13 protein-coding genes and 1 tRNA gene are annotated in these 22,250 nt (G+C 64.4%); 7 read left to right on the top strand and 7 right to left on the bottom strand.

The annotated features are described in order from the left end of the window. Positions 1–211: 211 nt before the first annotated feature. A complete protein-coding gene (pbpG, locus tag LJ655_RS26910; protein WP_230564202.1) occupies positions 212–1,402 on the bottom strand; it encodes a D-alanyl-D-alanine endopeptidase in 1,191 nt (396 codons plus the stop codon). Positions 1,403–2,192: 790 nt separating this feature from the next. On the opposite strand from pbpG, the gene LJ655_RS26905 reads away from it, so the two are divergent. Continuing rightward, the gene (locus LJ655_RS26905) at positions 2,193–2,768 is read left to right on the top strand and encodes a phasin family protein (RefSeq protein WP_230564201.1); all 576 of its coding nucleotides are present in this window, start codon (positions 2,193–2,195) and stop codon (positions 2,766–2,768) included. Between the two features lie 320 nt (positions 2,769–3,088). On the opposite strand, the gene lpdA is transcribed toward LJ655_RS26905, so the two are convergent. The 3 genes from lpdA to aceE all read right to left on the bottom strand — a co-directional run bounded on the left by lpdA (position 3,089) and on the right by aceE (position 9,435). After that, positions 3,089–4,861: a dihydrolipoyl dehydrogenase gene (gene lpdA / locus LJ655_RS26900; protein WP_230564200.1), complete on the bottom strand. Its 1,773-nt coding sequence runs from the start codon at positions 4,859–4,861 to the stop codon at positions 3,089–3,091. A gap of 132 nt (positions 4,862–4,993) precedes the next feature. Beyond that, positions 4,994–6,655: a dihydrolipoyllysine-residue acetyltransferase gene (aceF, locus tag LJ655_RS26895; protein ID WP_230564199.1), complete on the bottom strand. Its 1,662-nt coding sequence runs from the start codon at positions 6,653–6,655 to the stop codon at positions 4,994–4,996. Positions 6,656–6,738: 83 nt separating this feature from the next. Continuing rightward, positions 6,739–9,435, bottom strand: coding sequence for a pyruvate dehydrogenase (acetyl-transferring), homodimeric type (aceE, locus tag LJ655_RS26890; RefSeq protein ID WP_230564198.1), 2,697 nt, complete (start codon positions 9,433–9,435; stop codon positions 6,739–6,741). Positions 9,436–9,710: 275 nt separating this feature from the next. Here aceE and fixL point away from each other — a divergent pair, with 275 nt between their 5' ends. The 4 genes from fixL to LJ655_RS26870 all read left to right on the top strand — a co-directional run bounded on the left by fixL (position 9,711) and on the right by LJ655_RS26870 (position 16,561). Continuing rightward, on the top strand, positions 9,711–12,227 hold the full coding sequence (fixL, locus tag LJ655_RS26885; protein WP_230564206.1) for an oxygen sensor histidine kinase FixL: 2,517 nt from the start codon (positions 9,711–9,713) through the stop codon (positions 12,225–12,227). Further along, positions 12,224–12,868, top strand: a complete 645-nt coding sequence (gene fixJ, locus LJ655_RS26880; RefSeq protein ID WP_230564197.1) for an oxygen response regulator transcription factor FixJ — start codon at positions 12,224–12,226, stop codon at positions 12,866–12,868. The genes fixL and fixJ overlap by 4 nt, the downstream gene beginning before the upstream one ends. A gap of 407 nt (positions 12,869–13,275) precedes the next feature. Next, positions 13,276–14,139 (top strand): bifunctional methylenetetrahydrofolate dehydrogenase/methenyltetrahydrofolate cyclohydrolase FolD, encoded by an 864-nt coding sequence (gene folD / locus LJ655_RS26875; protein ID WP_230564196.1) that lies wholly within the window; start codon positions 13,276–13,278, stop codon positions 14,137–14,139. Between the two features lie 316 nt (positions 14,140–14,455). Next, entirely contained in the window at positions 14,456–16,561 is a 2,106-nt protein-coding gene (locus LJ655_RS26870; protein ID WP_230564195.1) for a M3 family metallopeptidase, read from the top strand. Between the two features lie 97 nt (positions 16,562–16,658). On the opposite strand, the gene LJ655_RS26865 is transcribed toward LJ655_RS26870, so the two are convergent. Further along, entirely contained in the window at positions 16,659–17,972 is a 1,314-nt protein-coding gene (locus tag LJ655_RS26865; protein ID WP_230564194.1) for an amidohydrolase family protein, read from the bottom strand. 183 nt (positions 17,973–18,155) lie between these two features. On the opposite strand from LJ655_RS26865, the gene LJ655_RS26860 reads away from it, so the two are divergent. Continuing rightward, positions 18,156–18,893 carry an aspartate/glutamate racemase family protein gene (locus LJ655_RS26860; RefSeq protein WP_230564193.1) on the top strand — a complete coding sequence of 246 codons (738 nt, stop codon included), beginning with the start codon at positions 18,156–18,158 and terminating at the stop codon, positions 18,891–18,893. A 105-nt stretch (positions 18,894–18,998) separates the two neighbouring features. On the opposite strand, the gene LJ655_RS26855 is transcribed toward LJ655_RS26860, so the two are convergent. Continuing rightward, positions 18,999–19,075 (bottom strand) — tRNA-Met (locus tag LJ655_RS26855). A 217-nt stretch (positions 19,076–19,292) separates the two neighbouring features. Here LJ655_RS26855 and xth point away from each other — a divergent pair. After that, positions 19,293–20,069, top strand: a complete 777-nt coding sequence (xth, locus tag LJ655_RS26850; RefSeq protein WP_230564192.1) for an exodeoxyribonuclease III — start codon at positions 19,293–19,295, stop codon at positions 20,067–20,069. Positions 20,070–20,121: 52 nt separating this feature from the next. On the opposite strand, the gene LJ655_RS26845 is transcribed toward xth, so the two are convergent. Next, positions 20,122–22,239 carry a prolyl oligopeptidase family serine peptidase gene (locus LJ655_RS26845; protein ID WP_230564191.1) on the bottom strand — a complete coding sequence of 706 codons (2,118 nt, stop codon included), beginning with the start codon at positions 22,237–22,239 and terminating at the stop codon, positions 20,122–20,124. Between the last annotated feature and the right edge of the window lie 11 nt (positions 22,240–22,250).

The raw sequence follows: 22,250 nt of genomic DNA, 5'->3' as shown, positions 1-22,250 counted from the left end.
GTTCCTCGAGCGTGACCATCTCGAGTTCGTGCTGCATCGGTGTTGGTTTCTTGAGCATGACGCCCATTAAACGACAAAGCCCGGCGTGTGGCCAGGCTTTGGGGGTACTTTGTCAGCAGTCTGAAGCCTCGCGTTTGCGAGGCTTTTTCTTTGCATGATGAGCGCAGCCACAGCCAGGCTGAACACGACCGGCTGCGCAGCCGGTCACGCTTCAGGTACCAGGACCGCCAGCATCGGCACTCGTGATGCGCGGCTGGTCGCCGCCGTTATCGAGCCACGTACGCAGACGCGTCGCGTCCGCGAAACGTGAGTACTTGCCCGACGAATCGAGCAGGACCATGATCATCGGCCGGCCGTGGATCGTCGCCTGCATCACGAGACACTCGCCCGCTTCGTTGATGAAGCCGGTCTTTTGCAGACCGATGTCCCACGTCGGGTTGCGCACCAGCGCGTTCGTGCTGTTGTACGCGAGGGTGCGCTTGCCGGTGTACACCTCGTAGCTGTGATCGGTCGAGAACTTGCGGATCAACGGATACTGATACGCCGCGTTGACCATCTTCACGAGATCACGCGCGCTCGACACGTTCATGCTCGTCAGCCCGGTCGGGTTCTCGAAGTGCGTGTCGTTCATGCCGAGCTGCTTGGCCTTCGCGTTCATCGCCGCGAGGAAGGCCGGGCGCCCGCCCGGGTAGTAACGCGACAGCGCCGCCGCCGCGCGGTTTTCCGAGGCCATCAGCGCGATGTGCAGCATGTCCTCGCGCGACAGCACCGAGCCCACGGACAGGCGCGAGCCGGTGTTCTTCTCGTAGTCGCGGTCCTCGTCGGTGACTTCGATCTGGTCGGTCATCGCCTCTTTCGAATCGAGCACGACCATCGCGGTCATCAGCTTCGTAATCGACGCGATCGGCACGACCGCGCGCGAGTTCTTGTCGAACAGCGGCTCACCGCTGTTCTGGTCGATCACGTACGCCACGCTCGAGCGCAGCATCAGCGCGTCCGGCGTATCGTGCAGACCGAACGCCTGACCGACGGTCGGCTGGCGCGGCTCGTACGCGACGCGACGCATGACCGAACGGTGCCGGCCGTTCGCCGTAAACGTTGCGCGCTTGCGTTTGACACCGGCACGCGGCACGTCTTCAACTGTGGCAGCGGTTTTCACGGCGTCGTCCTTGCCGGCTTTTGCCGCACGGTTCGACACCTTTTCGGCGGCTGCCGCCTGCGCCGGCTTTTTGGCGGTTTTGGCGTGTTTGGAGGTTTTTGTGGTTGCAGCAGGCGTCGCCGCAAAAGTGCTGACAGGCGCAGCAAACGCCGCTGCTACGGCCAGCGAGACGGCCATCGACAGAGCGGTGCTGCGCGCCGCGCCGTGGAGCACTTTCAGCGACGAAAACATGTCGGTTTTCATGGGTGTTCGATAGGGAGCGGCGAGAGGTTTCCGCAAGTGTAGTAAAGCAACGAAAAATTAGCAATTTGAAGCACTTATGCGCGCTCCTTCAACTGGCTTCTTAGCTCCGATGGCCGAAATGCAACGACGAGCCGCGCTTCGATCGAAAAAATGATCGACGTCGGCTTGCGTCACCGTTGCTGCTGCCAGGCTCAAGCCAGTAGGTCCCTGCAGCATAACGGCAGTTTTGAGACAACCTTGATTCGGGGAAATACGGTAAAAGCAGTGGCGGCAATACTGCGCCTACTGCGCCGCGCCATGGAAGCCTTGCTAGCGGGCGACAGCTTATTAAACGCCTGACGAAAACCGCTAAAGCGCATTCGACTGCTATCGCTCCTTAACGTTCCGGGCCGCCTTGTGGTTTACATCGAATTCACCAGGATCGGGTTTTCAGGGGGCGGATGCCCGCGAGGGCGCTCGTGTCCGGCCCGCACCAAGGCCGGTGGCGGGAAAATCGTTTCCGGAATGAGCCGTTCACGGTGCCCTAATTTCGCACGGGCACCCGGTGCGGCGACCCGATCGTTCCGCGTCATATTAATGACATGCCTACTGCATAACCTATTGTTTTATCGGCATTTTCCTTGCATTGTGCGTCGCACAAAAAACGCTTGACATTCTTTGCGACCATCCTAAAATGGAAACCATTGTTGCGATGCACAATACGTCGCAGCCCTGGCGAACGAACAATCCGCGTATCGCCACCCACCCAATGCGGTCCGCACAGACCGACCGCAATCCAGGAGCGTAAACCATGACTCTGCTGACCCCTGAGCAATTCGCCGCAGCCCAGAAAGCCAACTTCGAAACCCTGTTCGGCCTGACGACCAAAGCATTTGAAGGCGTCGAAAAGCTGGTTGAGCTGAACCTGCAAGTTGTGAAGTCGACGCTCGCCGAAAGCCAGGAAAACACCCAACGCGCGCTGTCGGTGAAGGACGCGCAAGAACTGCTGGCACTGCAAGCGAGCCTCGCGCAGCCGGTAGCTGAGAAGGCGCTGTCATACGGCCGCCACGTGTACGAAATCGTTTCGGCAACGCAGGGCGAGTTCACCCGCGTCGCGGAAGCGCAATTCGAAGAGCAAAACCGCAAGGTTCAGGCTCTCGTTGAAAACGTCGCGAAAAACGCGCCGGCTGGTTCGGAAACCGCTGTCGCCGTCATGAAGTCGGCTATCACCGCGGCCAATACCACGTACGAAACGGTCCACAAGGCAACCCGCCAAGCCGTCGAAATCGCTGAAAGCAATTTCAATGCAGCTGCAACGGCCGCATCGAAGGCAGCTTCGCAAGCCGCCGCGCAAGCATCGCGCGCCGCCGCCAAGAAGGCGGTCTAAGCTTTACGCCCCACCACGCCTGGCTTTGTGACAGGCGTCGTCTTTCACGCCGGTTCAGCCGAGGCGCTGGGCTGGCGGTATCGCAAGCAACAGCGTCGTGCCGTTGCCGCATCCACGGTTTGATTGGCCGGACGCTCCGATACGTTGCAATGGCGTATCGTTTGCCCGGCCGTCACGCCGGGATTTTTTTGCCTGCATGCTGCCCCGCCGCACGAAGAGAAACGGCGCGCTCCAAAATGGAGCGCGCCGTTTTTGATTTGCCGTGCCGCTTGAGCACCTCGCTGCGCCTGCATGTCGCCATGCGCGCGCAGGAGGTAGCCTTACTTCTTCTTCACCGGCGGCAGATCGGTACAGACGCCTTCGTACAGCTCGGCCGCCATGCCGATCGATTCGCCGAGCGTCGGGTGCGGATGGATCGTCTTGCCGATATCCGTCGCGTCCGCGCCCATCTCGATGGCAAGACAGATTTCGCTGATCAGGTCACCCGCATTCAGACCGACGATACCGCCGCCGATCACGCGATGCGTCTGCTCATCGAACAGCAGCTTCGTGAAGCCTTCGTCGCGGCCGTTGGCGATCGCGCGGCCCGATGCGGCCCAAGGGAACACCGCCTTGCCGAACTTGACGCCTTCGGCCTTCAACTGGTCTTCCGTCTTGCCGGCCCACGCCACTTCCGGATCGGTGTAAGCCACCGACGGAATCTGCATCGCGTCGAAGTAAGCCTTCTCGCCATGCGCGGCTTCCGCCGCCACGTGGCCTTCGTGCACGGCCTTGTGCGCGAGCATCGGCTGTCCGACGATATCGCCGATCGCGAAGATATGCGGCACGTTCGTGCGCTGCTGCTTGTCGACTTCGATGAAGCCGCGATCGGTCACCGCGACGCCGGCCTTCTCCGCGCCGATCCGCTTGCCGTTCGGCGAGCGGCCCACCGCCACCAGCACGAGGTCGTAGCGTTGCGGCTCGGCCGGCGCCTTCTCGCCCTCGAACGACACGTAGATGCCGTCGTCCTTCGCTTCAGCCGCGGTGGTTTTGGTCTTCAGCATCACGTTCGCGAAACGGTTGCTGTTGTACTTTTCCCAGACCTTGACCAGATCACGGTCGGCGCCCGTCATCAGGCCTTCGAGCATTTCGACGACGTCGATCTGCGCGCCGAGCGTCGAGTACACCGTCGCCATTTCGAGACCGATGATGCCGCCGCCGATCACGAGCATGCGCTGCGGAATCTGACGCAGTTCGAGGGCGCCGGTCGAATCGACGACGCGCGGATCTTCCGGAATGAACGGCAGCTTCACCGCTTCCGACCCCGCGGCGATGATCGCCTGCTTGAACTTGACGACCTTTTTGCCGCCTTCGGTCTGCACTTCCACGTGATTCGGATCGACGAACGCGCCGGTACCGACCACCACTTCGACCTTGCGCGCCTTCGCCATGCCGGCGAGGCCGCTGGTCAGCTTCTTGACCACGCCGGACTTGAAATCGCGCAGCTTGTCGAGATCGATCTGCGGTTTGCCGAACGTGATGCCGTGCGCGGCAAGATCAGCCGCTTCGTCGATGACGAGCGCGGTATGCAGCAGCGCCTTCGACGGAATGCAGCCGACGTTCAGGCACACGCCGCCGAGCGTCGGATAACGCTCGACCAGCACGGTCTTCATGCCGAGGTCGGCGGAGCGGAACGCGGCCGAGTAGCCGCCGGGGCCCGAGCCGAGCACGAGCATGTCGCACTCGATGTCGGCGCTACCGGCATAGCTGCCGGCCTGCGGCGCCGGTGCCGCTGCCTTCGGTGCCGCAGCGGCAGGCGCGGGAGCTGCTTTCTCGGGCTCCTTCGCCGCCGGCGCGGCAGCGGCCGCGCCGCCCGCCGCTGCCTCGACGAGCGCGATCACCGTGCCCTGCGAAACCTTGTCGCCCGGCTTGATGCGCACTTCCTTGACGGTGCCGGCGGTATCGCTCGGCACTTCCATCGACGCCTTGTCGGACTCGAGCGTCAGGAGCGACTGCTCCTGCTCGATGACGTCACCCGGCTTGATGTTGACTTCGATGACGTCGACGTCCTTGAAGTCACCGATGTCCGGCACTTTTACTTCGACGAGACTCATAGTGTCCCCTTCTCATGTTGAGCGGTGATGAGCGGCGCGTTCCATGTGCACAGCGCACGAGAAACGCGCGAACGGCGCGACGCGGACCAGTCGAAACCATCCGCGCCCGCGCCGGCGGGCCTCACCAGCCGGTCAAAGAATCACACGCCGGAAATCGGCAAGAATCGAACCGAGGTAAGCGTTGAAGCGCGCGGCTTCCGCTCCGTCGATCACGCGATGGTCGTACGACAGCGACAGCGGCATGGTCAGGCGCGGCTCGAACTGCTTGCCGTCCCACACCGGCTTCATCGCGCTGCGCGACAGGCCGAGAATCGCGACTTCAGGCGCATTGATGATCGGCGTGAAATGCGTGCCGCCGATACCGCCCAGCGATGAGATCGAGAAGCAGCCGCCCTGCATCTGGTCCGGCTTCAGCTTGCCTTCGCGCGCGGCCTTCGACAGATCGGCCATTTCCTTTGCGATGTCGACGAGGCCCTTCTTGTCCGCGTCGCGAATCACCGGAACGACGAGGCCGTTCGGCGTGTCGGCAGCAAAACCGATGTGGTAGTACTGCTTGAACACCAGGTTGTCGCCGTCGAGGCTCGCGTTGAACGTCGGGAACTTCTTCAGGGCCGCCACGCACGCCTTGATCACGAATGCGAGCATCGTGAACTTGACGCCCGCCTTTTCGTGTTCCTTGTTCAGCTTCACGCGCAGCGCTTCGAGTTCGGTGATGTCCGCTTCGTCGTTGTTCGTGACGTGCGGGATCATGACCCAGTTGCGATGCAGGTTCGCGCCCGAGATCTTCTTGATGCGCGACAGCGGCTTCGGATCGACCGGGCCGAACTTCGTGAAGTCGATCTTCGGCCACGGCAGCAGATTCAGCTCGCCACCGCCCGCGGCCGGCGCGGCTGCACCGGCCGGCGCCGCGCGCTGACCCGTCATCACGCCCTTCACGAACGCGGTCACGTCGGCCTGCGTAATGCGGCCCTTCGGACCCGTGCCCCGCACCTCCGAGACGTCGACGCCGAGTTCGCGCGCGAACTTGCGCACCGACGGCGATGCATGGCTCGGATGGCGCGAGCCGCCCTCACCCGCCGGAATCAGCGGCGCCTGCGCGAGCGCGGACGGCGCGGCCGGTGCCGGAGCCGGCACGGTGGGCGCGTCGGACGGCTGCTCGACCGGTGCCTTGGCGGCCGGTGCCGGCGCGGGTGCCGCGGCAGCGCCGCCTTCCGCTTCCAGCACGACGATGACCGAGCCTTCCGACACGGTATCGCCAACCTTGACCTTCACTTCCTTGACGAGGCCGGCGGCCGAGCTCGGCACATCCATCGTCGCCTTGTCGGATTCCAGCGTGACGAGCGACTGTTCTTTCTCCACGCGATCGCCGACCTTCACCGCGATCTCGATCACGGGAACGTCTTTGTAGTCGCCGATGTCCGGCACCTTGATTTCCTGCACGCCGCCGCCTGCCGCAGCGGGAGCCGGAGCCGGCGCCGGCGCCGCAGCGGGAGCCGCCGCCGGAGCAGGAGCCGCAGCCGCAGCCGCAGCGGGAGCCGCCGCGCCAGCGCCTTCGGCGCTTTCCAACAGGATGATCAGCGTGCCTTCGGACACCGCATCGCCGACCTTGACTTTCACTTCCTTGACGACGCCGGCCACCGAGCTCGGCACGTCCATCGTTGCCTTGTCGGATTCCAGCGTCACGAGCGATTGCTCTTTCTCGACGGTGTCACCCGCCTTCACCAGCACGTCGATCACAGGGACGTCCTTGTAATCGCCGATGTCCGGCACCTTGACTTCGATCGCTTGACTCATTGTTAGTGTCTCCTGGGCCGCACACGCCGCCTGCCCCTCGCGACGAGGAGCAGACGCGTGCGCCATGGCACACGGGCGATGCCTTAGACGGTCATCGGGTTGGGTTTGGCGGGATCAAGGTTGTACTTCTTCAGCGCGTCGGCGACCACCTTGCGTTCGATCGTGCCTTCGTCCGCCAGCGCGTTGAGCGCGGCGACCGTGACCCAGTAGCGATCGACTTCGAAGAAGTGACGCAGCTTCTCACGCGTGTCCGAACGGCCATAGCCGTCGGTGCCCAGCACGACGAACCTCTGCGGCACGAACGCGCGGATCTGCTCGGTCAGCGCGCGCACGTAGTCGGTCGATGCGATGACCGGACCGCGCGCATCCTTGAGCAGCTTCTCGACGTGCGACAGCTTCTTCTCTTCGGTCGGATGCAGCATATTCCAGCGCTGCACTTCGTGGCCTTCGCGCGCGAGCTCGGTGAAGCTCGGTACGCTCCACAGGTCGGCGTTGACGCCCCAGTCGTTCTTCAGCAGGTCGGCTGCGGCGATCACTTCGTTGAAGATCGTGCCCGCGCCCATCAGCTGCACGTGCGGCGCCTTCGTGCTGGCCTCGGCTTTGCGGAACGAGTACATGCCCTTGATGATGTCCGCGGCGACGCTCTCGCCTTGCGGGATCGCGGGGTGCTCGTAGTTCTCGTTCATCACCGTGATGTAGTAGTACACATCTTCCTGCTCGGCGACCATGCGGCGCAGGCCGTCCTGCATGATGACCGCGAGTTCGTAGCCGAACGTCGGGTCGTAGCTGATGCAGTTCGGCACCGAGGCGGCCCACAGCAGCGAATGGCCATCTTCGTGCTGCAGACCTTCGCCGTTCAGCGTCGTGCGGCCCGCGGTGCCGCCCAGCAGGAAGCCGCGCGAGCGCATGTCGCCCGCCGCCCATGCGAGGTCGCCGATGCGCTGGAAGCCGAACATCGAGTAGAAGATGTAGAACGGAATCATGATCTCGCCGTGCGTCGAGTACGACGTCGCGGCTGCGATCCAGTCGGCCATGCCGCCGGCTTCGTTGATGCCCTCCTGCAGGATCTGACCGGTCTCCGACTCACGGTAGAACATCAGCTGGTCGGAATCTTCCGGCACGTACTTCTGGCCGTCCTGATTCCAGATACCGATCTGACGGAACAGCCCCTCCATGCCGAACGTACGGGACTCGTCCGGCACGATCGGCACGACGCGTTTGCCGAGCGCCTTGTCCTTCAGCAGGATGTTCAGGATCCGCACGAACGCCATCGTCGTGGAGATCTCGCGGCCTTCGCCCGTGCCCTTCAACAGCGGCTCGAATGCCGACAGTTCCGGCACCGGCAGCGACTCGGCCTTCTGACGACGCGCCGGCAGATAGCCGCCCAGGTCCATACGCCGCTGGCGCATGTACTCGAGTTCCTTCGAGCCTTCCTCGAACGTCAGGTACGGCACGTCGACGATCTGTTCGTCGGTGATCGGCAGACGGAACTGGTCGCGGAATTTCTTCAGCTGCTCCACCTGCATCTTCTTCTGCTGGTGGGTGATGTTCATCGCCTGGCCGGCTTCGCCCATGCCGTAGCCCTTGATCGTCTTCGCGAGGATGACGGTCGGCTGGCCCTTTGAATTCGACGCCTCCGCGAACGCTGCGTAGATCTTGTGCGGATCATGGCCGCCGCGGTTCAGATTCCAGATGTCGTCGTCGGACCAGTCGGCGACCAGCGCCTTGAGCTCCGGCGTGTTGAAGAAGTGCTCGCGCACGAAGGCGCCCGACTCTGATTTGTACGTCTGGTATTCGCCGTCGACCACTTCCATCATGCGGCGCATCAGCACGCCCGACTTGTCGCGCGCGAACAGTGCATCCCAGCGGCTGCCCCAGATGACCTTGATGACGTTCCAGCCCGCGCCGCGGAATTCGCTTTCGAGTTCCTGGATGATCTTGCCGTTGCCGCGCACCGGACCGTCGAGACGCTGCAGGTTGCAGTTGATCACGAACACGAGGTTGTCCAGACGCTCGCGGCCGGCCATGCCGATCGCGCCGAGCGATTCCGGCTCGTCGGTCTCGCCGTCGCCGAGGAAGGCCCAGACCTTGCGGCCCTCGGTCTTCGCGATGCCGCGCGCCTGCAGGTACTTCATAAAGCGCGCCTGGTAGATCGCCATGATCGGGCCGAGGCCCATCGACACGGTCGGGAATTGCCAGAAGTCCGGCATCAGCCATGGGTGCGGATACGACGAGATGCCCTCGCCGCCGACTTCCTGGCGGAAATTGTCGAGCTGCTTCTCGGTCAGGCGGCCGAGCAGGAACGCGCGCGCGTAGACGCCCGGCGACGAGTGGCCCTGCACGAACACGAGATCACCGCCGTGCTCGGCCGACGGCGCGTGCCAGAAATGGTTGTAGCCGACGTCGTACAGCGTGGCGGCCGATGCGAACGACGCGATATGGCCGCCGACGTTGGTTTCCTTGCCTGCGCGCAGCACCATCGCCATGGCGTTCCAGCGCGTGTACGAGCGGATGCGGTGCTCGACGTCCTGGTCGCCGGGGTTCTTGGCCTGGCGCGCGACCGGAATCGTGTTGATGTACGGGGTGTTGGCCGAGAACGGCAGATGCTCGCCGTGCACGCGTGCGAACTCGATCTGCTTTTCGATCAGGTAGTGGGCACGGTCAGGGCCTACAGCAGAAATCACGCCATCCAGCGCTTCCAGCCATTCGCCGGTTTCCTGGGGATCGTCGTCTTTATCGGCGGCGACATACTTCATGACTTCGTCGGGTACAGCGGACATGCTCGTCTCCTGGGAATGGGGAACGCACTTTGAACAGACATCGCGGACGCAGGATAGGCCGCGGCAGCACCGGCCGATTGTAATAATGGTCCCGACCTCTGCGCAATCAAATTTTCAAATTACGAGATCAATTCTCATAATGCGGAAAATTGCTGCAACGCAACCTGGTTTGACTGCCGATCGACTGATCCGTCGGCTAGTTTGCGCCGATTAACCGCACATTCCGTGCTTTTTTGCGTCATTTGTCGGGGACGTGCTGAGCTACAATGCCACGCATGTTGACCGAACGGCTCTTCTCTCGCTCGGCGCGCACCGCTGGTTCGCCGGCGGATTCGTCGCCGTCCTCCCGCTGGCACCACGGCCCCTGGTGGTCCAATTCCTATTTGCTGACGCCGCTCCTGTCGATCCTGGTGTTCCTGGTCGTCATGAGCCTGATTCTGTGGAGTCTGAACCGGCGCGAGCAGCAACAGCAGGAAGACACGCTTTACCGCAACGTCGCGTGGGCGCAGCAGCAGATTCGCCTGTCCATGACGGGCGCCCAGGAGCAGATCCAGGCGCTCGCACGCGACCTCGCCACCGGCCATGCCGACGAGCATTCTTTCCAGGTGACCACTGCGGACATCATGCAGGGGCATCCTGAGATCCTCTACATGAACTGGTACACGGCGCAGCAGCAGCCGCGCTGGCCCAACGCCGCGCCGCCGGTGCTCGGCCAGCGGCTCGCGCGTCCCAATGACGCGCAGATGGACGAAGCGGTCAGAGCCGGTTTCGCCGAGGCGCGCAACACACGCCGCCAGGTGTACTCGCCGCTCATCTACGACGACCTCGGCAACGGCTTCATCACGCTGCAGACGCCGATCTTCCGCGATCGCGATTTCCTCGGCACGATCGCGGCGGTCTTCTCGGTGGAAGGCATTCTGAAGCGCGACATCCCGCCGGAGCTGTCGGCGAAGTACAAGATCTCGATCATCGACGTCAACAACCGCGAGTTGACCACCACCTCGACTCGCCCGCGCCTGCCGCGCGACATGTTCTACGACCTGCCGCTCGACCCGCCGGGCCAGGGCATCTCGGTGCGCGTGTACGCGTTCCCGCAGATCACCAACTTCACGAACAACACGCTGGTGTGGCTGGTGGCCGGCCTCTCCTGCTTCGTGCTGTGGAGTCTGTGGAGCTTGTGGAAGCACACGCGCCAGCGCTTCGAAGCGCAACAGGCGCTCTACGCGGAAGCGTTCTTCCGCCGCGCCATGGAAAACTCGGTGCTGATCGGCATGCGCGTGCTCGACATGCACGGCCGCATCACGCACGTGAACCCGGCGTTTTGCCGGATGACCGGCTGGGACGAAAGCGACCTCGTCGGCAAGAGCGCACCGTTCGCTTACTGGCCGCGCGACGCGTACCCCGAAATGCAGCGCCAGCTCGACATGACACTGCGCGGCAAGGCGCCCTCGTCCGGTTTCGAATTGCGCGTGCGGCGCAAGGACGGCTCCACGTTCCACGCCCGGCTCTACGTGTCGCCGCTGATCGACAGCTCGGGCCGCCAGACCGGCTGGATGTCGTCGATGACCGACATCACCGAGCCCAAGCGCGCGCGCGAAGAGCTCGCCGCCGCCCACGAACGCTTCACGACCGTGCTCGAAAGCCTCGATGCCGCCGTGTCCGTGCTCGCCGCCGATGAAGCCGAGCTGCTGTTCGCCAACCGCTACTACCGGCACCTGTTCGGCATCCGCCCGGATGGTCACCTGGAGCTCGCGGGCGGCGGCTTTGACGCCTCGCAGGCGTCGTCCGATTCGATCGACATGGTCGACACCTTTGTCGGCCTGCCCGCCGCCGCGCTGACCGAAAGCACGGCCGACGCGCAGGAAATCTACATTGCGGGCATCCAGAAGTGGTTCGAGGTCCGGCGCCAGTACATCCAGTGGGTCGACGGCCATCTCGCGCAGATGCAGATCGCGACCGACATCACGACCCGCAAGCGCGCGCAGGAGCTGGCGCGCCAACAGGACGAGAAGCTTCAATTCACGAGCCGATTGATGACGATGGGCGAAATGGCCTCGTCGCTCGCGCATGAGCTGAATCAGCCGCTCGCCGCGATCAATAACTATTGCTCAGGAACCGTCGCACTGGTTAAATCCGGTCGGACGACGCCCGACAATCTGCTGCCGGTGCTCGAAAAAACCGCGCAACAGGCGGTGCGCGCCGGCATGATCATCAAGCGCATCCGCGAGTTCGTGAAGCGCAGCGAGCCGAAGCGCCAGGCCACGCGCGTCGCGGATATCGTTGCGGACGCGGTGGGCCTCGCCGAAATCGAGGCGAGAAAGCGCCGGATTCGCATCGTCACCGACTTGCGCTCGCGGCTGCCGGTAATCTACGTCGACCCGGTGCTGATCGAGCAGGTGCTCGTGAACCTGCTGAAGAACGGCGTCGAGGCGATGGCCGAAGCGCGCCCGAACGCGGTCGATCCGGTGATCCGGGTGGTCGTGCGGCTGGAGAGCGGCTTCGTGTGCATCAGCGTCGTCGACCAGGGGCCGGGCGTCGATGAAGCAACCGCCGAGCGTCTGTTTGAACCGTTTTACAGCACCAAGTCCGATGGCATGGGCATGGGGCTGAACATTTGCCGTTCGATCATCGAATCGCATCGCGGCCGTCTGTGGGTGGTCAATAACGTCGAATCCGACGGCCACGTCACCGGCGCCACGTTCCATTGCAGTCTGCCTATTGGGGAGCCTGACGGCCCGAGCAACAGTGGGTCCGAGGCGCCGACACCACAAACCGTTACGGGAGAGCTATGAACAGCCCAGTCACCACTCAGGAAACCGTCTTTGTCGTCGATGACGACGAGGCCGTGCGAGATTCGCTGCGTTGGCTGCTGGAGGCGAACGGCTATCGCGTCCAGTGCTTCTCCAGCGCCGAGCAGTTCATCGACGCATGGCAGCCGCATCAGCACCCGGGCCAGATCGCTTGTCTGATCCTCGACGTGCGGATGTCGGGCATGAGCGGGCTCGAGCTGCAGGAACGCCTGATCGCCGACAACGCGTCGCTGCCGATCATCTTCGTGACGGGCCACGGCGACGTGCCAATGGCGGTGTCGACGATGAAAAAAGGCGCGATGGACTTCATCGAGAAGCCGTTCGACGAAGCCGAGCTGCGCAAGCTCGTCGAGCGCATGCTCGACAAGGCGCGCAGTGAAAGCACCAGCGTGCAACAGCAGCGCGCCGCGGCCGAGCGCCTCGGCAAGCTGACCGCGCGCGAGCATCAGGTGCTCGAGCGGATCATCGCGGGCCGCCTGAACAAGCAGATCGCCGACGACCTCGGCATCAGCATCAAGACGGTCGAAGCGCATCGCGCGAACATCATGGAAAAGCTCAACGTCAACACGGTCGCCGATCTGCTGCGACTCGCGCTGTCGAACAAGCCGCAAACGACGCAGTAACCGCCGCACACACGGCCCATCGCTTGAAACGGGCCGTTGCGTCGTTACATGGCTGGTCTGCGACGGCCGGACCGACGATGGCTCCGGCGCGCGACTGGCCTGTCTCACCGGCCGCGTGCGCTTGCCCGCCGTCACGCGCCCCCACGCCTCACGTTCTGTACGCTCCTCTGCGCCTGGCGGCCGCCCCAGAGCCACTGCGAAAGGCCGCCCCCGCGCCGTATAATGTTGGACTTCGCAGCGGCATCTCGCCCGGCCCGGCAGCGCCCCCGTCGCTGCGCGACCGGGCTGCGTCGACAAGCCGAAGCACATCGTCGCGCGCTGATCGCGCGAGCGCTTCGCCCGTCGGCCAAACCGCCCGCCCGACCTGATCGCCACGATCCCAACCTCGACCCAACGTTCGACCGACCATGACTGCCAAACTGATCGACGGCCTCGCCCTCTCCCAGACCCTGCGCGCCGACGTCGCCGCGCGCGCCGCCGCCCTGACCGCCCGCGGCCATCAGCCGGGCCTCGCCGTGATTCTGGTCGGCGACAATCCGGCCAGCGAAGTCTATGTGCGCAATAAGGTGAAGGCCTGCCGCGACAACGGCCTCGGCTCGTCGTTCGACCGCTATCCGGCCGACCTGCCCGAAGCCGACCTGCTCGCGCGCATCGACGAGCTGAACCGCGATCCGGCTATCCACGGCATTCTCGTGCAACTGCCGCTGCCGAAGCACATCGACAGCCACAAGGTGATCGAGGCGATCGCGCCCGAGAAAGACGTGGACGGCTTTCACGTTGCCAATGCGGGCGCGCTGATGACCGGCCAGCCGCTGTTCCGTCCGTGCACGCCGTACGGCGTGATGAAAATGTTCGAGGCCTACGGCATCGATCTGAAGGGCGCGAACGCGGTGGTGATCGGCCGCTCGAACATCGTCGGCAAGCCGATGGCGCTGCTGCTGCTCGAAGCGGGCGCGACCGTCACGATCTGCCACAGCAAGACGCGCGACCTGGCCGCACACACGCGCAACGCGGACGTCGTGGTCGCCGCGACCGGCCTGCGCAACATCCTGACCGCGGACATGGTGAAGCCGGGCGCGACCGTGATCGACGTCGGCATGAATCGCGACGACGCCGGCAAGCTGTGCGGCGATGTCGACTTCGCGGGCGTCAAGGAAGTGGCTGGCCATATCACGCCGGTACCGGGTGGCGTCGGCCCGATGACGATCACGATGCTGCTCGTCAACACGATCGAGGCGGCCGAACGCGAGGCGGATGCGGCGAAGGCGTAATCGCCAGACGCTGAGTGAGAGGCGGAGCGAGGCGACTCGTCCGTCTCGTTTGTCCTGTCATCGCGCGTTCGCCTGTTTCTCTCGCTGCCACCCTCATTGCCGCGCCGCCGGAATTCGCGGCTCGCACCCCGCCCCAACGCGCCCCGCGCACCGCAACATCTGTTAATTTGTCAGCCGATGGATTGGAATCGGCGCGTCCCGCCCCAATAATGTCCGTATCCGGTGCCGCCACGCACCGGGCGTCGCGCAACACATCGCGAGACGATACGCGCACCCGCCGCACCGCCCCCTTCACCCGCGTCAGACAGGAAGCCTTATGTCCACTACCGCCACGCCTCAAGACAACCCGCTCCTCGATTTTTCCGATCTGCCGCGCTTTGGCGACATCCGCCCCGAACACGTGACGCCCGCCCTCGACGTATTGCTCGCCGATGCCACGGCCGCGGTCGAGCGCGCTGCGCTGCCGGTCACGCCCGCGTCCTGGGCTGACGTCGTCGAACCGGTCGAGCGCGCCACCGAGCCGCTGTCGCGCGCGTGGAGCGTGATCGGCCATCTGAACGCCGTCGCCGATACGCCAGAGTTGCGCGCCGTGTACGGCGAAAACCTGCCGCGCGTGACCGAGTTCTGGTCGAGCGTCGGCCAGAATCTCGCGCTCTACGAGAAGTACAAAGCACTGAACGCGAGCGACGAATTTGAATCGCTGAGCGGCGAGCGCAAGAAGATCCTCAGCAACGCGCTGCGCGACTTCCGCCTGTCCGGCGCCGAATTGCCGGAAGACCAGAAGCCGCATTTCGCCGAATTGCAGGAACGCCAGGCGGCGTTGTCGAAAGCGTTCTCGGATCACGTGCTCGATGCGACCAACGCGTATGCGTACGTCGTCGACGCGGGCAACGAAGCGCAACTGGCGGGTCTGCCCGAAGACGTGATCGCGGCCGCGAAGGAAGCCGCCGAGCGCGACGGCAAGACCGGCTACAAGTTCACGCTGCACTTCCCCTCGTATTTCCCCGTGATGCAGTACTCGGAAAACCGTCCGATGCGCGAAGCGATGTATCGCGCGTACGTGACGCGCGCGTCCGAGCTCGGTGCGCAATACGGCAACGGCAAGCCCGAGTGGGACAACACGCAGGTGCTCGCCGACGAACTGAAGCTGCGCGCCGAAGAAGCGCAGATGCTCGGCTTTGGCAACTTCGCCGAAGTGTCGCTCGCGCCGAAAATGGCCGAGTCACCGGCGCAGGTGATGGCCTTCCTCGAAGACCTCGCGAGGCGCGCGCGTCCGCACGCGGAACAGGACTGGAAAGAGCTGCGTGAATTCGCCGCGACCGAGCTCGGCATGACCGACATGCAGCAGTGGGACATGACCTTTGCCTCGGAGCGTCTGCGTCAGAAGCGCTACTCGTTCTCGGAAAACGAAGTGAAGCAGTACTTCCCCGAGGACGCGGTGTTCAAGGGTCTGTTCAAGGTCACCGAGACGCTGTTCGGCGTGCGCATCCGCCGCGACGAAGCAGCCGTCTGGCATCCGGACGTGCGCTTTTTCCGGGTCGAGAATCAGGACGGCGGCCTCGTCGCACAGTTCTATCTCGACCTCTATGCGCGCGAAGGCAAACGCGGCGGCGCCTGGATGGACGACGCGCGCGGCCGTCACAAACTCGCGCACGGCGCCGTGCAAACGCCGGTCGCCTATCTGACGTGCAATTTCTCGGCGCCGGTCGGCGGCAAGCCCGCCTGCTTCACGCACGACGAAGTGATCACGCTGTTCCATGAGTTCGGCCACGGTCTGCATCACATGCTCACACGCGTCGATGAACTTGGGGTATCGGGCATCAACGGCGTCGAATGGGATGCCGTCGAACTGCCGTCGCAGTTCATGGAGAACTTCTGCTGGGAATGGGACGTGCTGTCCGACATGACCTCGCACGTCGATACCGCGAAGCCGCTGCCGCGCGAGCTGTTCGACAAGATGCTCGCCGCGAAGAACTTCCAGAGCGGCATAGGCACGCTGCGACAGATCGTGTTCTCGATGTTCGACATGCAACTGCACACGGGCTTCGACGCGAACGGCGCGAAGAGCGCCAACGAACTCGCGCGCGAGATCAACGAGCGCTTCCACGTCGTGCCGCAAGCGTCGTTCTCGCGTTGGCCGAATACGTTCAGCCATATTTTCGCGGGCGGTTACGCGGCCGGCTACTACAGCTACAAGTGGGCGGAAGTGCTGTCTGCCGACGCGTATGCGGCATTCGAGGAAGCCGCGCAAGCCGAGGGCAGCGTGCTCGACCAGACGACCGGCATGCGTTATCGGCGCGAGATCCTCGAAGTGGGCGGCAGCCGTCCGGCGATGGAATCGTTCAAGGCGTTCCGCGGCCGCGAGCCGAATATCGATGCGCTGCTGCGGCACAACGGCATGGCGCCGGGCGCCGCTCACTGAGCAATTCAAGCGTCGCAACGATCGCTTGATGCCAATAAAAAACCGGCGGTCCGCGCAAGCGGATCGCCGGTTTTTCATTCATGCGCGAAATACCTCGCTACGCGCGATACAGCTTGAAGTCGATCTGCTCGGGCCGCCCTTCGAGCGATAACGACGCTCGCGCGGCCGGCGCGCGACTCACCACCCTGCCCCGGCTCACGACCGCAAGCCGCGCGGCGCGCAGACGGATCGCCTCGACTTCGTCGCGCGCATCGAGCACGACGAGATTGGCCGCGCATCCGGGCGCGATGCCGTAGCCTTCCAGACCGAGAATGCGCGCCGCGTTCACCGTCACCGCATCGAAACACGCGTGCATGCCGTCGACGCTCGTCATCTGCGCCACATGCAGGCCCATTTGCGCGACTTCGAGCATGTCGGCCGAACCCAGGCTGTACCACGGGTCCATCACGCAGTCGTGGCCGAATGCGACCGTGATGCCCGCTGCCAGCATGTCCGGGACGCGCGTCATGCCGCGCCGTTTCGGGTACGTATCGCTGCGGCCTTGCAGCGTGATGTTGATGAGCGGATTCGCGATCGCCGCGACGCCAGACTCGCGCATCAGCGGCAGCAGCTTGCTGACGTAGTAGTTGTCCATCGAATGCATCGACGTCAGATGCGAACCGGTGACGCGTCCGTGCAAGCCGAGCCGGTGCGTCTCAGCCGCGAGCGTTTCGATGTGGCGCGACAGCGGATCGTCCGATTCGTCGCAATGCATGTCGACGCGCAGGCCCTGCTCGGCCGCGTACTCGCACAGCATGCGCACCGACTGCGCGCCGTCGGCCATCGTGCGCTCGAAATGCGGAATGCCGCCGACCACGTCGACGCCCATGCCGATCGCGCGTTTCAGATTGTCGAACGCACCGGCGCTGCGCAGCAGACCGTCCTGTGGAAAAGCGACCAGTTGCAGATCGAGATACGGCGCGACGCGGCGCTTCACTTCGAGCAACGCCTCGACCGCAAGCAGACGCGGATCGCACACGTCGACGTGGCTGCGGATCGCGAGCAGGCCACGCGCGACGGCCCAGTCGCAATACTGCATCGCACGTTCGATCAACGCTTGCTGCGTGAGCTCGGGCTTCAGCTCGCCCCATAACGCGATGCCTTCGAGCAGCGTGCCCGACGCGTTCACGCGGGGCAATCCGTACGACAGCGTCGCGTCCATATGGAAATGCGGGTCGACGAACGGCGGCGAGACGAGCGAGCCGGCCGCGTCGATTTCGTCGCGCGCGCTCGCGGTCAGGTTCGGCTCGACGGCAACGATGCGTCCCGCTTCGATGCCGATATCGACAGGCTGCCGGTGAGGCGGGCTCGGCTGCGAGTTCAGCCGAGTAGCGCTGCGCGGCAGCATCGCGCGGCGGATGATCAGATCCATGTATCGCTCCCGTTGTTCGCGTTCGGACTCGCTACGATTCTATCGGCGCCAGAAAAATGCGGGCGCTTGTTGGGAATAGCGTTGCCGCTGCGTACCGGCGCGCACGGGGCAATCCGTACCGGCAGCGAGCGATGCGACGCGCCTATACTCGCCATTTCGGCCCTGCATCGACGGAGCGCTCAGATGAAAACGATCGGCGTGATCGGCGGAATGAGCTGGGAGTCATCCAGCGAGTATTACCGGTTGCTGAACCGCCACGCGAAGGCGCGGCTCGGCGGCCATCACAATGCGCGCAGCCTGTTGCTGAGCGTCGATTTCGCGTCGATCGAGGCGAACCAGCGTGCCGGCGACTGGCACGCGCTCGGCGAACAGATGGCCGCCGCCGCGCGCCAGCTCGAACGCGGCGGGGCCGATCTCGTGATTCTCGCGACGAACACGATGCATCGCGTGTGCGATTCGATCGAGCGGGCGATCACGGTACCGTTCCTGCATATCGCCGATCCAACCGGCGCCGCGCTGCGCGCGGCGGGCATCGAACGGGTGGGCCTGCTCGGCACGCGCTATACGATGGAGCAGACGTTCTATACAGGCCGGCTACGCGAGCGCTATGGGCTCGAGACGCTCGTGCCCGATGACGAGGAGCGCGCGGACGTGCATCGCATCATTTACGACGAGCTCTGTCACGGTAACGTGGACGACGCGTCGCGCAAGGTCTATCAACGCGTGATCGAACATCTGGCCGCGCGCGGCGCGCAGGCGGTGATACTCGGTTGCACGGAGATCACGCTGCTGATCAAGCCGGAAGATTCGGTGCTGCCTGTGTTCGATACCACCGCGTTGCATGCGCAAGCGGCGGTGGAGTGGGCGATTGGGGAACAGGACGATGAGCTCGAGGGCTCGATCACGCGCGAATCGTCGTGAGGGTGTTGACGCGCACACATACGCGGCCAGCGCCAAAAGCAAGACGACGCGCTGAAAGTCAAAAAGCCCGCAAGGCTTGCGCGTTGCGGGCTTTCAACAATGCTTTGGTTGCGGGGGTAGGATTTGAACCTACGACCTTCGGGTTATGAGCCCGACGAGCTGCCAGACTGCTCCACCCCGCGTCAGAGAAAAAAGATTATATAAGGTCCGTGGAGAAACGTCAAACACCTGCGCGGAACATTACTCAAACGACGTCGCCGCGAGGCGAATGTCGCGTCACGCGCTCGGGCTAGCGTGACGATCAATCCCGCTTCCCTGGCGTTACTGTCTCGGCATGTGAACGGCGTGGCCCCCGCTATAATCGCCCTTGCTCTCATCACGCACGCATCGGATATTTTCGTGAAAATCGCCACCTGGAACGTCAACTCCCTCAAAGTCCGCCAGCAACACGTGATCGATTGGCTCGCCAGCAGCGGCGCCGACGTGCTGTGCCTGCAGGAACTGAAGCTCCCCGACGAAAAATTCCCGCGCGCAGAGCTCGAGGCAGTCGGCTATCGCAGCTGGTACGCTGGCCAGAAAACCTATAACGGTGTCGGCATTCTGGTGCGCGAGGGTTTGAACGTCGACGAAAGCAGCATCGTGCGCAACATCCCCGGTTTCGAGGATGTGCAGCAACGCGTGATTGCGGCGACCGTCGACGGCGTGCGCATCATCTCCGCGTATTTCCCGAACGGCCAGGCGCCCGGCACCGACAAGTTCGCGTACAAGCTGCGCTGGCTCGACGCGCTGCACGACTGGCTCGCAACCGAGATGAAGACGCATCCGAAGCTCGCGTTGCTCGGCGACTACAACATCGCGCCGGAGGATCGCGACGTACACGATCCGAAAGCGTGGGAAGGTCAGAATCTCGTGTCGCCCGAGGAACGCGCGGCATTCGTGCGGCTCATCGGCCTCGGTCTGCTCGACGCGTTTCGCCAGTTCGAGCAGCAGGAAAAGATCTATTCGTGGTGGGATTACCGGATGTTGGCGTTCCGTCGCAACGCGGGGCTGCGCATCGATCACATCCTGCTGTCGAAAGCGCTCTCCGACATTTGCACCGCCTGCGACATCGACAAGGTGCCGCGCAAATGGGATCAGCCGTCGGATCACGCACCGGTGTTCGCGCAACTGGGTTGATCCAGCGTGCAACGAGCAAGCCAGGCAGCGCTGTCTGGCTCGCCGTGTTGCTTTATACGCCGCCCAGCACGCCCCACAAGAACCCGAACACCATCGCATCATGCTCGGCCTGCTCCAACTCATCGGAGCCGCCGTGCCCGCCTTCCGTATTCTCCCGATACCACACGTTCTGCGCGCCCAGCGCCTGCATGCGCGCGGCCATCTTGCGCGCGTGGCCGGGATGCACGCGATCGTCGGCGGTCGATGTCGTGAATAGCACTGGCGGATACGCGACGCCCGCCGCGAGGTTGTGATACGGCGAATACGCGGCAAGCGAGCGCGCTTCGTCGGGCTCGTCGGGGTCGCCATACTCGTCGATCCACGATGCACCCGCATGCAGCAGATGATAGCGGCTCATGTCGAGCAACGGCACCTCGCACACGACCGCGCCGAACAGTTCCGGCCGCTGCACCATGCAGGCAGCCACCAGCAGCCCGCCGTTGCTGCCGCCCTGAATGCCGAGCTGTGCGGCGCTCGTCAGGCCGGTCGCGATCAGCGCTTCGGCGACCGCGATAAAGTCATCGAACGCGCGCTGGCGATGCTCGCCCTGCGCCGCCGTGTGCCAGCGCGTGCCGAACTCGCCGCCGCCGCGGATATGCGCGACCACGTACACGCCGCCGCGTTCGAGCCAGCCGATGCCCTGCCCCGTCAGATAGCTCGGCAGCAGCGGAATCGCGAAGCCGCCGTAGCCGCTCAGCAGACATGGAAGCGTCGGCCTTGCATCGGCCGGCGAGGACGGCGCCTGCTTCGGCCCGATCACCGTGTACGGCACGCGCGTGCCATCGGCCGACACTGCGTGCCCGCGTGTCACGGCCAAACGCGCCGCGTCGAACTGAACCGGCCAACGGTCGAGCAACTCCCATTCGCCAGGCTCGTCGCGCGCGAGATCGGAGAGCCAGTACGCGGGCGGTTGCAGATAGTCGTCGGTATCGACGAACACTTCGTCGTTCAGCGTCGACTCGACCGGCGAGACCTCGATCTGCGCATCGCCCTGCGACGCGAACACGCGCTCGCGCCACTGCCACGCGCCGTCCTCGCGCTGCGACGGCGTCCAGATCAGCGTCTTGCTGCGTACGTCGTCGAGATACGCCACGATCAGATGATGGCGCGTATGCGACCACTCGCACGCCGACGTGAGCGGCGTCGGCGTGAAGAGCGGCGTCACGTCGCGCTCGCCGCGCAGAAACGCGTCCTCGCGAATCGCGAGCAGCGCGCCGCCCGGATAATGCGTCTGCCTGCCGTCCCATTCGCATTCCCAGTCGAGCCGCGGCTCGAGCAACAGCCAGCCCTGCCACGCACCCACCGCGACGTGCGAGGGCACATCGTAGCGATGCCAAGCGTCGCTGCCGCCGTCGAGGTAATACGTGTGCGAATCGAAAAAGTCGACGCTGCTCGTCACCGTATGCCGGCGATCGAGCGGATCATAATGCGCCTCCACGCCGATGTCGTCGAACTCGCCGCGAAACACGACGGGTGCATCGGCGAGTGCTGTGCCGCGCGTCCAGCGCCGCACGTCGCGCGGATAGCCGGAGCGCGTCAGCGTCTTGCGGCCATTGTCCCAGCCGACGTACACCGTCTCGCGATCGATCCACGACACCGTGTGCTTGCCCGCCTTCGCGATCGCGAAGCCGTCGTCGATGAAACGCCGGGCATCGAGATCGAACTCGCGCACGACGAGCGCGTCCGAGCCGCCCGGCGACATCGTGATCAGCGCGCGGTCACCGTCCGGATAAAGAATGTCGAGATCGACGCACACCCACGGTGTGCCTTCGGCCGCGCCGAGCGCGTCGAAGTCGAGCAGGTTCTGCCACACCGGCGCGCCGCCGCGCCATGCGGCCCACGCGGTGCGCCGCCAGATGCCGCGCGGATTGCGCTCGTCCTGCCACAGATCGTAGGCCCAATCCTTCCACCGATCGGGAATCACCGGACGCTCGCGCGGTAGATAGGCGTCGGCGAGCCGGCGCCTGAGCGTATCGAACGACTCGCCGCTGCACCACGCGGCGCATGTGCGCGCATTCTGCGCGGCGACCCATGCGAGCGCGTCAGCGTCGTCGAGCGCTTCGAGCGACAGGAAGGGATCGGGAGAAAGCGGCCACTCGAACGCGGTGGGAGAGGCGGAAGAAGCAGGCATCGTCGGCTGTC

Origin of the sequence: Paraburkholderia translucens (genome assembly GCF_020881035.1) — a bacterium.
Lineage (GTDB): Bacteria > Pseudomonadota > Gammaproteobacteria > Burkholderiales > Burkholderiaceae > Paraburkholderia > Paraburkholderia translucens.
Note: the sequence above shows the minus strand (reverse complement) of the source record. Positions and strands in the feature narration are given on the sequence as shown.

What these genes read in the sequence shown, in the direction of transcription:
- pbpG (WP_230564202.1), bottom strand. Translation starts at nt 1,402, where the DNA reads ATGAAAACCGACATGTTTTCGTCGCTGAAAGTGCTCCACGGCGCGGCG.
- LJ655_RS26905 (WP_230564201.1), top strand. Translation starts at nt 2,193, where the DNA reads ATGACTCTGCTGACCCCTGAGCAATTCGCCGCAGCCCAGAAAGCCAAC.
- lpdA (WP_230564200.1), bottom strand. Translation starts at nt 4,861, where the DNA reads ATGAGTCTCGTCGAAGTAAAAGTGCCGGACATCGGTGACTTCAAGGAC.
- aceF (WP_230564199.1), bottom strand. Translation starts at nt 6,655, where the DNA reads ATGAGTCAAGCGATCGAAGTCAAGGTGCCGGACATCGGCGATTACAAG.
- aceE (WP_230564198.1), bottom strand. Translation starts at nt 9,435, where the DNA reads ATGTCCGCTGTACCCGACGAAGTCATGAAGTATGTCGCCGCCGATAAA.
- fixL (WP_230564206.1), top strand. Translation starts at nt 9,711, where the DNA reads ATGTTGACCGAACGGCTCTTCTCTCGCTCGGCGCGCACCGCTGGTTCG.
- fixJ (WP_230564197.1), top strand. Translation starts at nt 12,224, where the DNA reads ATGAACAGCCCAGTCACCACTCAGGAAACCGTCTTTGTCGTCGATGAC.
- folD (WP_230564196.1), top strand. Translation starts at nt 13,276, where the DNA reads ATGACTGCCAAACTGATCGACGGCCTCGCCCTCTCCCAGACCCTGCGC.
- LJ655_RS26870 (WP_230564195.1), top strand. Translation starts at nt 14,456, where the DNA reads ATGTCCACTACCGCCACGCCTCAAGACAACCCGCTCCTCGATTTTTCC.
- LJ655_RS26865 (WP_230564194.1), bottom strand. Translation starts at nt 17,972, where the DNA reads ATGGATCTGATCATCCGCCGCGCGATGCTGCCGCGCAGCGCTACTCGG.
- LJ655_RS26860 (WP_230564193.1), top strand. Translation starts at nt 18,156, where the DNA reads ATGAAAACGATCGGCGTGATCGGCGGAATGAGCTGGGAGTCATCCAGC.
- LJ655_RS26845 (WP_230564191.1), bottom strand. Translation starts at nt 22,239, where the DNA reads ATGCCTGCTTCTTCCGCCTCTCCCACCGCGTTCGAGTGGCCGCTTTCT.